Here is a 13,375-nt window from a genome sequence, read left to right as displayed (position 1 = left end):
GTTTAATAAATTAATGTATAAAGGCGTCCATTGCCACGGTAGGTTTGCCGCTGCTGTCGAACGCGCCCATGTTGTAGCCCTTCCAGCTTGCGTAGGCTTGCGGCTCCCAGTAATATACACCTAATCCGCCTGAAACTGACTTAGTTTTGGCGATCAGATCGGCAAGAAATGATTTACAGGTTGACGCTGCCGAAACATCCATCCCGGCCTCGCAGATCATCACCTGCTTGCCGTAGCGGCTTACCATATCTTTCATGTTGGCCAACACCTGGTTGTTGGTGGTTTGCCAGCTGCTGGCTGACGGGTATACCGAGAAACCGCATATATCCCATTTACCACCGTTCGCTTTAATGCCGTCAAATATCCAGCGGGTTGTGGTATTGTTAAAACCGTTGGCAACGTGCACAATTACCTTGGCCGATGGGAAGATGGCCTTGGTGGCATCATAGCCGCAATTAATTAGCCAGGCAAAATTTTTAAAGTTGGTGGCAGATAGTGATGCCCTGCCATCAGGCCACAGCATACCGTCGCTGGTTTCGTTGCCAACCTGCACGTAATCAGGCATAATGCCGTTTGACTTGATCGTATTAAGCGTGTTGTAGGTGTAGTTGTAAACGGTCGACATTAGCGTGGTAAAATCCTGGCTCGCCCATGCGGATGGTTTGGTTTGATTACCGGGGTCGGCCCAGGTATCGCTGTAATGAAAATCAATCATGATACTTAAACCCGCAGCCTTGGCGCGCTTGCATTTGGCAATAACATCGGCTGTTGAATTATAAGTGTTTGACGGATTTACCCATACCCTGAACCTTACTGCGTTTATGCCCTTGCTTTTTATCACCGTAAAGATATCCTGCTGTGTACCGCTGCTGTTGTAAAACTTTTTGCCGGAGGCCTCCTGTTCAGTTATCCAGCTAATATCGGCCCCATAAGCAAAGGATGGCGCCGCTGTAGTTTTCAATCCGCCGCCGGCAATTTCCGCAGGCTGTGAGGCGCTTTTTACTTCTGCTGATTTTTTACATGCCGAAAAAAAGGTTAGCGTACTTAAAAGTGCAAATACAATTCTTGTTCTCATAAATTGAGTTTTTAGGTTAGTAATTGATGTTAGGCATCTTTTTTCTGTACATCATTCAGCTACCGGCACATACACAACACGATAATAGCGGCCGCTTTTATATCGATATTGCCGGAGTACTGCAAGCGCTGAACAAATTCAAAAAAGATGTTGATTGGTTTATAATCAGCAACAAATTAAAGTAAAGCGGAGTAGCGGGAGTTATTTCAAAACAGCTTTTATTTTGTTCTTTTCAGCTTATTTTCAAATAGATAAATGATAGGGTGCATATTTATCTTAAACAATTAGGTATTGCCATGGGTTGTTATGAAACATTATTAACCAGAAAAACATTTTACACCATGGACAGCATTAACGCCAATCAGCCAGAAGATAATATTGAAAACCTTGAGGGTAATGAAGCCTGGAAAAAGCTTAAACAATTAGCCGAAAAAGCCGACACCTGCTTTTTTTGCAGCAACATAAAAACCGGCCTGCCATTTTCAACCCGCCCCATGTCGCCACAAAAAATTGACGATAACGGCGATATGTGGTTTTTAAGCGCGAACGACAGCCACAAGAACGAAGAGATTGCAGCCGATCCGTTTGTACAGTTGTTATTCCAGGGTTCATCATATTCCGGTTTTTTAAACGTTTACGGCATAGCCGAGATCAGCGAGGACAAAAGTAAGATTGATGAATTATGGGATCCGGTATTAAAGGTATGGTTTACCGAAGGTAAAAGCGATCCGCGCATCAGCATCATTAAGGTAACGCCAACACAAGGCCATTATTGGGACAACAAACACGGCAACGCTATTGCCTTTGTTAAACAAATAGCCGGCGCCATTATGGGTACCACCATTGATGATTCGATTGAAGGCGATTTGAAAGCGTAAGGTGGTGGTTTTTATACCTGTCTAAACTTCTTTTGTGCGAACAAAAGAAGCAAAAGTCGTCGGTTGCTTAATTTTCTATGAAAGGTTGTGCATCTTTAGTGCTACCCGAAAATTAAAAGGCCGGAGCAATAGGCACCGAATCGTTTTGTACTATTAAATTACTGCTTGTCATCCCGAGCAATAGCAAGAAATCGGTTCTCTTCTAATTAGTAAAGCGAACGGATTTCTTGTCGTACTTCATTCAAAATGAAATTTTTAATGTAAAGTCCTTCCTAAGGGAAGGGTTCAGGAAAGATTCAGCAACTTCAAATCTTCCGGCGTATCAATGGCGTGGGTTTCCAGCTCGGTTTCGGCAACCTGTATACGGTAGCCGTTCTCTATCCAGCGGAGTTGTTCCAGTTTCTCTGCTGTTTCCAGGGACGATACAGGCAGTTTGGTTATTTGCTGCAGTACGTCGGCCCGATAACCATAAATACCAATATGCTTAAAGTAGGTATGGAAGCCCAGCCAGTTCTCCGGTTCCTCGCCGCGCAGGTGGGGCAGGGGCGAACGCGAAAAGTAAATAGCTTCTGACAGTTTGTTGATTACGACCTTGGGCGAGTTAGCGTTCAGCAACTCTTGTACAGTTTTAATTTGCTTAACCAGTGTAGCTATCTGCGTTTGCGGATTGCTGAAACAATGCGCCAACTTGGTGATCTGCTCCGGATCAATATAAGGCTCATCACCTTGAATATTAATTACAACCTCATGTTCCGGATGCTGTAAAGCTACCTCGGCACAGCGGTCGGTACCACTTTGATGGTTGCCGTCCGTCATTACCACATGGCCACCGAACGCAGTTACATGTTCAAAGATGCGCTCGTCATCTGTAGCTACCACAACCGCCGCCAAGTCTGGACATTTGGAAGCCTGCTCATAAACGCGCTGTATCATGCTCTTGCCTGCAATATCAACCAAGGGCTTACCCGGAAAACGGCTTGACGCATAGCGGGCAGGTATGATGCCAAGGATGCTGCCCCTCCCGGCCTCCCCTGAAGGAGAGGTGATGCTTTGCGTATTAGATATATCGCTCATTATATATTGTAGTTACTCAACTCCCCTTCAGTGGGATTTAGGGGGCTGGCTCTTCGTTCTAAAACAACCCGTGTATTTCTCTTTCAATCATTTGTACAATGGTGGCCATGTCTTCGGTGTTGTTGGCAAAGTCAAGGTTGTCCTTATCTAAAACCAGCAGTTTACCTAAGTCGTATCCGTTTATCCATTTTTGGTACTTTTCATTCAGTTTTGAAAGATAATCCAGCCTGATGCCACTTTCGTATTCGCGGCCGCGACGCTGTATGTTGTTTACCAGCGTAGGTACCGATGCCTTAAGGTAGATCAACAGGTCAGGCGGCTTGATAAACGAGGTGATGTTATCAAATATCGAACGGTAATTCTCGTAATCGCGCGTAGTCATGAGGCCCATATCGTGCAGGTTCTCCGCAAAAATAAAGGCATCCTCGTAAATGGTACGGTCCTGTATCACGTTGCGCCCGCTCTTTTGTATCTCGATGATCTGGCGGTAACGGCTGTTTAAAAAGTATATCTGCAGGTTAAAGCTCCAGCGTTTCATATCGCTGTAAAAATCCTCAAGGTAGGGGTTGTTATCAACGGCTTCAAAAAGCGGCTCAAAGCCATAGTTTTTGGCCAGCATTTCGGTGAGGGTGGTTTTACCGGCACCTATGTTTCCTACAATAGCAATGTGCATGTGCGTTTGGTGTTAGGTCGGTTAGTCAGTTAGCCGGTAGACCATAGACGATAGACCATAGTAATTTAATAAAGCGTATTTTCCACTATGGACTATTGACCATCGTCCACAGACTGCCTAATATACACCAACAACCATCAAGTGTCAAAAAAGTTGTAAGGTGTTGTTTTAAAGTAGTATTTCTCCGTTTAGATAATTAAAATTTCCGGAAACCGATGATCTCGCGTACCTCGCGTATAGTTTTGTTGGCGCTTTCGCGGGCTTTTTCGGCACCGAGGCTGGCCACGCGGCTAAGGTAAGCGCTATCATTAGCTATCTCGTTTATACGTTCACGTATCGGCGCGGTAGCGTTCACCATATCCTCAGCAAGCTGTTTTTTCAGGTCGCCGTAACGTATCTGCATGGTGTTGTACAGATTGTCAAAATGCTGGTAAGTATCCTCGGTTGATACTACTTTCATCAAATCGAACAGGTTTTGTATCTCCTGTGGTTTTTCCTGGTTTTCAACGCTTGGTCCGCTATCGGTAACAGCGCGCATTACCTTTTTGCGGATCACCTCGGGCGCATCAGACAGGTAAACGGCATTGCCCTCACCTTCAGATTTGCCCATTTTTCCTTTACCATCCAATCCCGGAATTTTTACCAGGTTACTGCCGTAGGTAAAGGCGTAAGGTTCGGGAAAGTATTCGTTGTTATAAAGCCTGTTAAAACGGTTGCCAAAGGTGCGGGCCATTTCCAGGTGTTGCTCCTGATCTTTACCCACAGGTACTTTTGTAGCCTTATGGATGATGATATCCGCTGCCATTAAAACCGGGTAAGTAAGCAAGCCGGCGTTTACGTTATCAGGTTGCGCGCGTACTTTATCTTTAAATGATGTACTGCGCTCCAGTTCGCCTAAATAAGCATTCATATTAAGGTAAAGGTACAGTTCGGCTACCTCAGGCACGTCAGATTGTACATATATGGTAGCTTTCTCCGGATCGATGCCTGCGGCAAGATATTCAACCAATACCTGTTTCACATTGCTGTGCAGGTCGGCTGGGGTAGGGTGTGTGGTAAGGGAGTGCAAATCGGCAATAAAAAAGTAGCAGTTATACTCATGCTGCATCTTTATAAAATTCTGTATTGCACCGTAATAATTACCTAAATGTAAGTTTCCGGTAGACCTTATACCACTAACAACTGTTTCCATAGGGGCGAAAGTAAGAATTTTTATATTTTTGGCACCGATGAAAATGTTTTTAAGAAAGGCCCATGCCCGCTTGTACAGGTACAGTGTAGGCTTTTTTTACTTCGTTTTCTGGCCTTTACTGTATTATTTCTCGCGCAAGCCCGAGCGCTATGTAAGCATGAATAAAGTGCGCAGGGCTTGGGGTTTTGTAAGCTCATTAATAGCCGGAATTACTTATAAAATTGAGTATGAGCAAAAGGTAGACTGGAGTCGTACTTATATTATTTGCCCTAATCATACCTCAAACCTGGATATTACAGCCATCAGCATCGCCATAAAAAACAACATTAGTTTTATGGGTAAGGATGAACTGCTTGACGGGTTGGTAACTGGGCTATTCTTCCGCACAGTGGATATTCCGGTAAACCGCGAAAGTAAAATGTCATCATTTCGCGCTTTCAAGGCTACCGCCGAGCGTTTGCAAAAGGGTGTTACCATGATCATTTTTCCGGAAGGTACCATTCCTGATATTTATCCACCCGAAATGATCTCATTTAAAAATGGACCTTTCCGGTTGGCTATTGAGCATAAAATACCCATCATCCCGGTTACTTCCCTCAATACCTGGCAAATATTATGGGATGATGGACTTAAATATGGCAGCAAACCCGGCGTTTGTAATATATTTGTACATAAGCCCGTCGAAACGGCTGATTTAACCATTGAGGATACCGATGCACTGCGCGACCAGGTTCACAGTATCATTCAGCAAAAACTGCAAACCGCATGACGATTGATAAGCAAACCGTAGACAAAATAGCCCACCTTGCCCGCCTTGAACTGGCCGAAACCGAGAAAGAGGAGCTAATGAAGGATATGAGCCAGATACTCGACTTTATGGCTAAGTTAAATGAGGTAGATACCGCCGGCGTTGAGCCATTGGTATACATGACCACTGAAGACAATGTGTTACGCGAGGACGTGGTGAAGCAGGAAATAACCACTGAACAAGCCCTGCTTAATGCCCCTAAGCATGATGGCAGCCACATATTGGTGGCCAAGGTGATCGAACGGTAGTATTCGTCTTTGACCTTGATTTTTAGGATTTGAGATTACCTTGATTAACAAACTTGATTGTCAAATTAAAGTGAATGTTGTAATCTCAAAATCAGTATTCAAAAACTAAAATCAAGGTAATCTCAAAATCCTAAAAATCAAGGTTGAGAAAATAATATTAATGGTGTAACAATTACTCCTAAACCATAGTCAAACTACCAAAAAACGAATGCAGCCACTTATTACCCTTACCGATATAGGCCGGAGATATGTTATTGGCAGTGAGGTGATTCACGCGCTTAAATCCGTATCGTTAACCATAAATAAGGGTGAGTTTGTAGCCCTGATGGGGCCGTCGGGTTCAGGTAAATCAACCCTGATGAATATTTTAGGTTGTTTAGATACCCCATCAAAAGGTGAGTATGTGCTTAATGGCATCAACGTTAGCCACATGAGCGATGATGACCTGGCCGAAGTGCGTAACTCCGAAATTGGCTTCGTTTTTCAAACCTTTAACTTGTTGCCACGTAACAGTTCGCTCGAAAATGTGGCCCTTCCGCTGGTTTATGCGGGCATAAGTAAGGCCGACAGGCTGGCACGTGCGCACAAGGCGCTTGAAAACGTGGGTCTTGGGCATCGGGTTGATCATAAGCCTAATGAGCTTTCAGGCGGGCAGCGCCAGCGTGTAGCCGTAGCACGGGCATTAATTAATAACCCGTCTATCATATTAGCCGATGAGCCTACAGGTAACCTGGATACCAAAACATCTATAGAGATAATGGGTCTTATTGAGGATATACACGCAAGGGGAAACACCATTATACTGGTAACGCACGAAGAAGATATTGCCCAGCACGCGCACCGTATTGTGCGTATGCGCGACGGGTTGATTGAAAAGGATTATCAAAACCCCGATATACACACCGTATCAAAAGAACGGGAATTATTATAAGCACAAAGAGCCGCTGTTAACAGCGGCTCTTTCTTTTTTGTAACTTTTTTCCATACTCACTTATACTCGGTGAAACCGTCTCGCCATTTTATCTGGTAACCACACATAGGCATTTTTTAAACAATGTGCGCAGAAAAAACGACGAATTGGTAAGAAAAACAATAGCGCGCCGAGAGGATTTGTTTTGCTCTCGAAATGATAAGGCGCTCCACAAGTGCACCTTAACGTTGATTTTTCAGTTCTCATAAAATGTAGATAATAAAACACTGCCCTTCAACATGATTGCTGTTAAGCGTTAATAATCACAAAACTCCTCAGTTTTATATTTAGGTTACGTAAGATATTGGTGTATCATTACAATACGTTACGAACAAACTTTGTGCTAATGTTATCAAATTGTTATGTTGTTAATTTAATTAACTGATAATCAATCCAAAAATTTTTTACGAAAAAGGTCTGCGGTTATTGTGAGCCCATTTTCTTGTGAGATGAAATTTTAAAGTGATTTATTGGAAAACAGCTTTTTCGTACCGTTTTTTAAACTTTGTATGCAATGGATATTTGAAAAGTATACGTGTTATGAAAATGTTGTTTACACTTTTCTATACACTTTTTTCCTGATTATCATTATAATGTTAAATTTAACGGGCACATTTTGTTAACACGAATACAATATGTATAAATTAAAGGACGACATTTTGATGCAATTCGGCATAGCGTAAGTTTTTTAGATGCTTTTTCTTCACAATAACTCACCGATAAGTGCTTAAAAATCCTATTTTTAGCGCCGCTAAAATTGATGCAGCAAGATCAATTTTTCAATTAAGTAATTATTGTAAAGATGAAAGTTTTAAAATTTGGAGGAACATCGGTAGGCAGTCCTGAAAGGATGAAAAAGCTGCTGGATATTATTGATGCTTCTCAACGTCAGATCGTGGTGCTTTCGGCAGTGTCGGGCACAACAAACAGTTTGGTTGAAATAGGACAGGCATACCTTGCAGGCGATAAGCCCAAGGCGGCCTCATTAATTGCTGCATTAAAGGGTAAGTACGAAATTTTTATTCAGGAGCTTCTTGCTGACGAGGAATACCGTGCGCAAGGTAAGGAAGTGATCGACTATCATTTTAACCTGCTTGGCGGCTTGGCTAACGATTTGTTCACGCCAATTGAAGAGAAGATAATACTGGCGCAGGGCGAACTATTGTCGACCACATTATACCATGTTTATCTTAAAGAGATCGGGGTGCCGTCGGTACTGTTACCTGCGCTTGATTTTATGAAGATTGACGAGGATAATGAGCCTGTGGTTGATTACATCACCTCGCACCTTACCCCGTTGCTTGAAAAACATCCGGAAAACAACCTGTTTATTACGCAGGGCTATATTTGCCGCAACAGCTTTGGCGAAATTGATAACCTGCGCCGCGGGGGCAGTGATTATACCGCATCATTAATAGGGGCGGGTATACGCAGCGAGGAAGTACAGATATGGACGGACATTGACGGTATGCACAATAACGACCCGCGTATTGTAAAAGGCACGCAGCCAATTGCCCAGCTATCATTTGATGAAGCAGCCGAGCTGGCTTACTTCGGCGCTAAAATATTACACCCGCAGAGCGTTTTCCCGGCGCAGCGTTACAAAATACCGGTACGCCTGCTCAATACCATGGATCCGCAGGCTCAGGGCACGCTCATCACTAATGAAAGCGAAAAGAACCGCATTAAATCAATCGCCGCCAAGGATGATATAACGGCCATTCGCATACAATCAAGCCGTATGCTGCTGGCTTATGGCTTTTTAAGGCGTGTTTTTGAAGTGTTTGAGCGTTATAAAACCTCTATCGATATGATCACCACATCGGAAGTGGCCGTATCATTAACTATTGACGATACCACTTACCTCAGCCAGATAGAGGCTGAATTAAACACCTTCGGTAGTGTGGAAATAGAAACTAAACAGACTATTATTTGCGTAGTTGGCGATTTTGGTACCGATAAGCACGGTTATGCCGCGCGCGTGCTGGAAGCTGTAAAACATATTCCGTTACGCATGATTTCTTACGGAGGCAGTGAGCATAACTTGTCATTACTGGTAAAAACTGAGGAAAAAACCGAAGCGCTGCGTAGTTTACACAGCCGTTTATTTTAACGGCATTTGTTGCATTTTGCCTGTACGCAGGCATTTAAGTTTGCTATAAAATGTTTAACGATAATGTTATAGATCGTTTCCAGGGTTTGGAAACGCCTTTTTATTACTACGACCTCGACCTGCTGCGCCGCACATTGGCTGCCTGCAGTGAGGCGGCAGGTAAATACGGCTTTCATGTGCACTACGCCATGAAGGCTAATTTTGATGAGCAGGTACTCAAAGCCATTCAGTCCTACGGCTTTGGTGCCGATTGCGTGAGCGGAAACGAGGTGTTAGCCGCCCTGAAGTATGGTTTCAGTAAAGACAAAGTGGTGTTTGCCGGCGTAGGTAAATCAGACAAAGAAATAATTGCCGCTTTAGATGCCGACATTTTCTGCTTTAACGTGGAGTCGGTTCAGGAGCTGGAAGTAATTAATGACTTGGCTGCAGCACGTAACAAAAAAGCCCGCGTAGCTATCCGTATAAATCCGAATGTAGATGCGCATACCCACCACTATATTACTACGGGGCTTGATGAAAATAAATTCGGAATCAACACCTGGCAATTGAATGATGTAGCCGAGAAGCTGCGCAGCAGCGCCAGCCTGGAGTTTGTAGGTATACACTTTCACGTTGGCTCGCAAATTACCGATATGGAGGTGTTCAGGAGCCTGTGCGTACGTATCAACGAAATTCAAACCTGGTTTGAGGACCGTGGCTTTACCATCAAGATACTTAATGCCGGTGGAGGCCTGGGCGTAAATTATCACAGCCCGGACCAAAACAACATCGCCGATTTTGATAGCTATTTTAAAGTTTTTAAAGACTTTTTAAATGTTAAGCCGGGGCAAGAGGTGCATTTTGAGCTTGGCCGCGTATTGGTGGCGCAATCGTCGGCATTGATATCGAGAGTGTTATATGTAAAAAATGGCCAGCGTAAAAATTTTTTGGTGCTTGATGCCGGTATGACGGAACTGATCAGGCCTATGCTGTACCAGGCATACCACCAGATAGATAATTTGAGCCGCACGCCGGAGAACGTTACCGACGCGGTGAAATATGACGTTGTTGGTCCGATATGCGAAAGCACTGACTGTTTCCGTAAGGATGTGGAGCTGCCGCAATCATACCGCGGAGATATTATCGCGGTGCGTACGGCCGGAGCTTACGGGCAGGTGATGGCATCGGGCTATAACCTGCGCACGCCGATACAAAGCGTTTATTCGGGCGAATAATTATTTCCAAAAACAAACTTCGGTATAAGGTGTTCTGAACATAAAACGGCGTAAGTGTATACGCCGTTTTATGTTTCCGTATCACAATGAATGATGAATACAACCGCCTTAAAGCCGTAACCAGGTTTACCTCTCTTAATGCATCAACAAGCCGCGATTTAGCCGGAATAGCTGAATTAACCGCCCGGCTATGTAATGCCCCCGTAGCTTTGATAACACTTTTAGGTAAAGATACCCAATGGTTTAAAGCGCGTAAAGGTGTTGATATAGAAAGCACGCCCAGGCAAATAGCTTTTTGCAACCATACCATAAAAAAACGCGACGTAGTTGTAGTGCCCGATATGAAGCTTGACGTGCGCTACTCATCAAACCCGCTGGTTTGCGGCGATCCTAACGCGCGCTTTTACGCAGGTTGCCCGCTAATAACCGATGATGGCTATGCGGTAGGCAGTTTATGTGTAGTAGGCTTTGAGCCGCGTGAACTGGATATTGAAGAGAAAAATACGCTCAGGATGCTGGCCCGGCAGGCTATGAACCTGATGCAACTCGACTCCAGTTTAAGAGAGCTGGAATTACATCATAAAAACTCCATGCAAAACAGTATGGACGTTACCGATTCGGAGCTTAAGCTAAAAGCCATATTTGATAGCAGCAGCGATCAGCATGTGCTGGTTGACCGGGGTATGCGCATTATGGCCATGAATAAGGCAACAGTTTCTGCCATGTTTGCCGTTTTAAACAAGATGCCCGTAGTCGGTGCTGACCTTTTTGAGTACGTAGATCAGTATACCGCTATTGAATTAAGGCAGTTGGTTAACCAGGCGTTTGGCGGTCGTTCCATCAAAAAGGAGTTGTTGGTTTGGCGGGATACACAGCATGAAGGATGGCGAGAAGTAAAAATAGTACCCATCCGCAATATTATAAAAGAGGTGGTAGGCGTGGCCATAAACGCGGTTGACATTACGCAAAGCAAACTCCAGGAAGAACAGATCAGGGTGCAGAACGAAGCACTTACCCGTATAGCCATCATCCAATCGCATGAACTGCGTCGCCCGGTAGCATCATTGCTGGGCCTGTTGCATGTTATGAAGCTGGAGCAGGATAAAATGGGTATTGAGGAGTACATGGAAATGATGCAGCTGGTAGTGGATGAGTTAGATCAGAAGATAAAACTAATCGTTAAAGATTCGGAAGATACCATCAACAATAATCTCTCAATAGTAGCTTGATTGTCAATACAAGGCATTGCAGGTAAATATATTGCGGCTTTGCCGATTATTATACCTACATTGCACACTTTATAATAAACAATACAATGCAAAAACAAGGAACAGTTAAATTTTTCAACGTTACAAAAGGTTTTGGCTTTATCGTGCCTGACAGTGGCGAGCAAGACATTTTTGTACACTCAACCGGCCTTATCGATGAGATACAGGAGAACGACAAAGTAGAGTTTGAGGTTGAAAACGGCCGTAAAGGCTTAAATGCGGTAAAAGTAAAAGTTATATAATCATATATCATTTTATTGATCGTAAAAAGCACCGGTTTTTCACCGGTGCTTTTTTTATGCAATTATGGCGGCAGTTACAGCGCCGGTAAGCGTTGCCAAAAAATTCACCATATTGTTATCTATCAGTTGCCTGCGCTCCAGCACTGCGCCCAGCAGCGAGTCGGCTAAATTACCTGCTGCACCTGCCAGCGATATGGCTACAACCGCCCAGCCTAAGCCTGCGAATAATCCATAAATAAGAGCTATTAAGAAGCTGCCTGCTAATCCAAGCAGTGTACCTTCCAGGCTTATTACGCCGTCAAGTCCGCGCGTATCTCTCTTCCAGCTAATAATGTTGTAAAAATTGCGTCCGTAAATAATACCGAGTTCGCTTGATGCGGTATCAGCTGCAGCAGTAGCGAGGGCTCCGGCGATCATCAGCAGCATTTCGTTTTTATACGCCGGGAACAGTAGTGCCGTAATAGAAAGTATGGCCGCTGTACCGCTGTTTGCAAGTACCTGCCAGGTATCACGCGGCGCGCTATCGCTATCAATACCTTGCTTCAGGTGCTTTTTGTGCGATGTAGCCGCTGTGCCGATAATAAAGAAAGCCGTCATCATAAGCACGCCGGCAAAGCCGGTGGCCATATAAAGTAACAGCGCTGTAAAGGCGCCGGTAAAGGCTGCCCAGCGTGTTAGCTTATGCCGTTTTACCGAAAACAGCATACCTGCAGCAAGCAACAGTGAAAGTAAAATATAGCTAATGGTGGTAGAGGTCATGCAGCGTCAAATATAAATTATTTACTTTGCAGCTGCATATGAGCGATATTTTAGGACAGGCAATTTATAATTATTACCATGGCGACAAGGTAAGCAAGCTATGGATATATAACCGTTACGGCCCGCGCGAAGAAATGCCTGTACGCACCTACTTTAGAGATGAGGACGATATGCCCGACCTGGAATGGTGCGCCCTTAACCACTGTAACGGCAGCGTGCTTGATGTTGGCGCCGGCGCAGGCAGCCATAGCCTGGTGCTGCAGCAGTGGGATACCGCTGTAACCGCACTGGATATATCTACCTTTGCTACAGAGGTTATGCAGGCAAGGGGAGTAGCTGATGTTTTACAGACGGATATATTCGCTTATAACGCCAGGCAGTATGATACTTTACTTATGCTAATGAACGGCATTGGCATAGCCGGAGACCTGGACGGCCTGCGCCGTTTTTTAAGGCACGCCAAAACGCTGCTGTTGCCCGGCGGACAGTTGTTGTTTGATTCGTCTGACGTGGCATACCTGTATCCGGATGGTTTGCCTGAAGGAGATTATTACGGGCAAGTGTCGTATCAATATGCTTACAAAGGCGAACGTTCAGACTGGTTTAGCTGGCTGTATATCGACGAAAAAACCATGCTTACCATAGCCCGTGAAGAGGGCTGGCAGGGAGAGGTAATTTTTGAGGATGAGTATGGACAGTATTTGGCTAAACTGCATCCGGTTAGCCGTTGTAAGTAATCGGCAACTATAATTAACGATACGTAAAATTATATACCCATTAATTAAAATGTATTATTTTTTACGGATGATTAGTAAAAGCCGATTACCTTCACGTAAGCATCCCTAATCAACTGCTGTTACT

The 13,375-nt window shown here is 44.3% G+C and carries 15 protein-coding genes; 10 read left to right on the top strand and 5 right to left on the bottom strand.

All coding sequences use genetic code 11. The features are described 5' to 3' along the window. Nucleotides 1-10: 10 nt before the first annotated feature. The gene (locus LT679_RS06155) at nucleotides 11-1,075 is read right to left on the bottom strand and encodes a glycoside hydrolase family 53 protein (RefSeq protein ID WP_232176581.1); all 1,065 of its coding nucleotides are present in this window, start codon (nucleotides 1,073-1,075) and stop codon (nucleotides 11-13) included. 26 nt (nucleotides 1,076-1,101) lie between these two features. On the opposite strand from LT679_RS06155, the gene LT679_RS06150 reads away from it, so the two are divergent. Then, complete coding sequence (locus LT679_RS06150; RefSeq protein WP_232176580.1) at nucleotides 1,102-1,260, top strand: hypothetical protein; 159 nt, start codon at nucleotides 1,102-1,104, stop codon at nucleotides 1,258-1,260. 156 nt (nucleotides 1,261-1,416) lie between these two features. Then, nucleotides 1,417-1,953, top strand: a complete 537-nt coding sequence (locus LT679_RS06145) for a pyridoxamine 5'-phosphate oxidase family protein (protein WP_232176579.1) — start codon at nucleotides 1,417-1,419, stop codon at nucleotides 1,951-1,953. A gap of 285 nt (nucleotides 1,954-2,238) precedes the next feature. On the opposite strand, the gene kdsB is transcribed toward LT679_RS06145, so the two are convergent. From kdsB to trpS, 3 genes are all read right to left on the bottom strand, one after another. Further along, entirely contained in the window at nucleotides 2,239-3,027 is a 789-nt protein-coding gene (gene kdsB, locus LT679_RS06140; RefSeq protein WP_232176578.1) for a 3-deoxy-manno-octulosonate cytidylyltransferase, read from the bottom strand. A gap of 58 nt (nucleotides 3,028-3,085) precedes the next feature. Further along, complete coding sequence (locus LT679_RS06135; protein WP_232176577.1) at nucleotides 3,086-3,700, bottom strand: deoxynucleoside kinase; 615 nt, start codon at nucleotides 3,698-3,700, stop codon at nucleotides 3,086-3,088. A gap of 196 nt (nucleotides 3,701-3,896) precedes the next feature. Next, complete coding sequence (trpS, locus tag LT679_RS06130; RefSeq protein WP_232176576.1) at nucleotides 3,897-4,892, bottom strand: tryptophan--tRNA ligase; 996 nt, start codon at nucleotides 4,890-4,892, stop codon at nucleotides 3,897-3,899. A 37-nt stretch (nucleotides 4,893-4,929) separates the two neighbouring features. On the opposite strand from trpS, the gene LT679_RS06125 reads away from it, so the two are divergent. The 7 genes from LT679_RS06125 (at nucleotide 4,930) to LT679_RS06095 (ending at nucleotide 11,755) form a co-directional block, all read left to right on the top strand. Then, nucleotides 4,930-5,661 (top strand): lysophospholipid acyltransferase family protein, encoded by a 732-nt coding sequence (locus tag LT679_RS06125; protein WP_232176575.1) that lies wholly within the window; start codon nucleotides 4,930-4,932, stop codon nucleotides 5,659-5,661. Beyond that, nucleotides 5,658-5,948, top strand: a complete 291-nt coding sequence (gatC, locus tag LT679_RS06120; protein ID WP_232176574.1) for an Asp-tRNA(Asn)/Glu-tRNA(Gln) amidotransferase subunit GatC — start codon at nucleotides 5,658-5,660, stop codon at nucleotides 5,946-5,948. Before LT679_RS06125 ends, gatC begins: the two co-directional genes overlap by 4 nt. Before the next feature lie 208 nt (nucleotides 5,949-6,156). Next, nucleotides 6,157-6,879, top strand: coding sequence for an ABC transporter ATP-binding protein (locus LT679_RS06115; protein ID WP_232176573.1), 723 nt, complete (start codon nucleotides 6,157-6,159; stop codon nucleotides 6,877-6,879). Between the two features lie 841 nt (nucleotides 6,880-7,720). Beyond that, entirely contained in the window at nucleotides 7,721-9,031 is a 1,311-nt protein-coding gene (locus LT679_RS06110) for an aspartate kinase (RefSeq protein ID WP_232176571.1), read from the top strand. Nucleotides 9,032-9,081: 50 nt separating this feature from the next. After that, nucleotides 9,082-10,245, top strand: coding sequence for a diaminopimelate decarboxylase (gene lysA / locus LT679_RS06105; protein ID WP_232176568.1), 1,164 nt, complete (start codon nucleotides 9,082-9,084; stop codon nucleotides 10,243-10,245). An 86-nt stretch (nucleotides 10,246-10,331) separates the two neighbouring features. After that, nucleotides 10,332-11,474, top strand: a complete 1,143-nt coding sequence (locus LT679_RS06100) for a GAF domain-containing protein (RefSeq protein ID WP_232176566.1) — start codon at nucleotides 10,332-10,334, stop codon at nucleotides 11,472-11,474. A gap of 86 nt (nucleotides 11,475-11,560) precedes the next feature. Beyond that, nucleotides 11,561-11,755 (top strand): cold-shock protein, encoded by a 195-nt coding sequence (locus tag LT679_RS06095; RefSeq protein WP_232176565.1) that lies wholly within the window; start codon nucleotides 11,561-11,563, stop codon nucleotides 11,753-11,755. A 54-nt stretch (nucleotides 11,756-11,809) separates the two neighbouring features. Here the strand turns inward: LT679_RS06095 and LT679_RS06090 are convergent, their stop codons facing one another. Continuing rightward, nucleotides 11,810-12,514: a DUF92 domain-containing protein gene (locus LT679_RS06090; RefSeq protein ID WP_232176563.1), complete on the bottom strand. Its 705-nt coding sequence runs from the start codon at nucleotides 12,512-12,514 to the stop codon at nucleotides 11,810-11,812. Between the two features lie 38 nt (nucleotides 12,515-12,552). On the opposite strand from LT679_RS06090, the gene LT679_RS06085 reads away from it, so the two are divergent. After that, nucleotides 12,553-13,251, top strand: a complete 699-nt coding sequence (locus LT679_RS06085) for a class I SAM-dependent methyltransferase (protein ID WP_232176561.1) — start codon at nucleotides 12,553-12,555, stop codon at nucleotides 13,249-13,251. Nucleotides 13,252-13,375: the final 124 nt, after the last annotated feature.

The sequence above is a fragment of the Mucilaginibacter roseus genome (assembly GCF_021215455.1).
Classification (GTDB): Bacteria; Bacteroidota; Bacteroidia; order Sphingobacteriales; family Sphingobacteriaceae; genus Mucilaginibacter; species Mucilaginibacter roseus.
Note: the sequence above shows the minus strand (reverse complement) of the source record. Positions and strands in the feature narration are given on the sequence as shown.

Coding starts and splice junctions, on each gene's coding strand:
- LT679_RS06155 (WP_232176581.1), bottom strand. CDS start 1,075: ATGAGAACAAGAATTGTATTTGCACTTTTAAGTACGCTAACCTTTTTT.
- LT679_RS06150 (WP_232176580.1), top strand. CDS start 1,102: ATGTTAGGCATCTTTTTTCTGTACATCATTCAGCTACCGGCACATACA.
- LT679_RS06145 (WP_232176579.1), top strand. CDS start 1,417: ATGGACAGCATTAACGCCAATCAGCCAGAAGATAATATTGAAAACCTT.
- kdsB (WP_232176578.1), bottom strand. CDS start 3,027: ATGAGCGATATATCTAATACGCAAAGCATCACCTCTCCTTCAGGGGAG.
- LT679_RS06135 (WP_232176577.1), bottom strand. CDS start 3,700: ATGCACATTGCTATTGTAGGAAACATAGGTGCCGGTAAAACCACCCTC.
- trpS (WP_232176576.1), bottom strand. CDS start 4,892: ATGGAAACAGTTGTTAGTGGTATAAGGTCTACCGGAAACTTACATTTA.
- LT679_RS06125 (WP_232176575.1), top strand. CDS start 4,930: ATGAAAATGTTTTTAAGAAAGGCCCATGCCCGCTTGTACAGGTACAGT.
- gatC (WP_232176574.1), top strand. CDS start 5,658: ATGACGATTGATAAGCAAACCGTAGACAAAATAGCCCACCTTGCCCGC.
- LT679_RS06115 (WP_232176573.1), top strand. CDS start 6,157: ATGCAGCCACTTATTACCCTTACCGATATAGGCCGGAGATATGTTATT.
- LT679_RS06110 (WP_232176571.1), top strand. CDS start 7,721: ATGAAAGTTTTAAAATTTGGAGGAACATCGGTAGGCAGTCCTGAAAGG.
- lysA (WP_232176568.1), top strand. CDS start 9,082: ATGTTTAACGATAATGTTATAGATCGTTTCCAGGGTTTGGAAACGCCT.
- LT679_RS06100 (WP_232176566.1), top strand. CDS start 10,332: ATGAATGATGAATACAACCGCCTTAAAGCCGTAACCAGGTTTACCTCT.
- LT679_RS06095 (WP_232176565.1), top strand. CDS start 11,561: ATGCAAAAACAAGGAACAGTTAAATTTTTCAACGTTACAAAAGGTTTT.
- LT679_RS06090 (WP_232176563.1), bottom strand. CDS start 12,514: ATGACCTCTACCACCATTAGCTATATTTTACTTTCACTGTTGCTTGCT.
- LT679_RS06085 (WP_232176561.1), top strand. CDS start 12,553: ATGAGCGATATTTTAGGACAGGCAATTTATAATTATTACCATGGCGAC.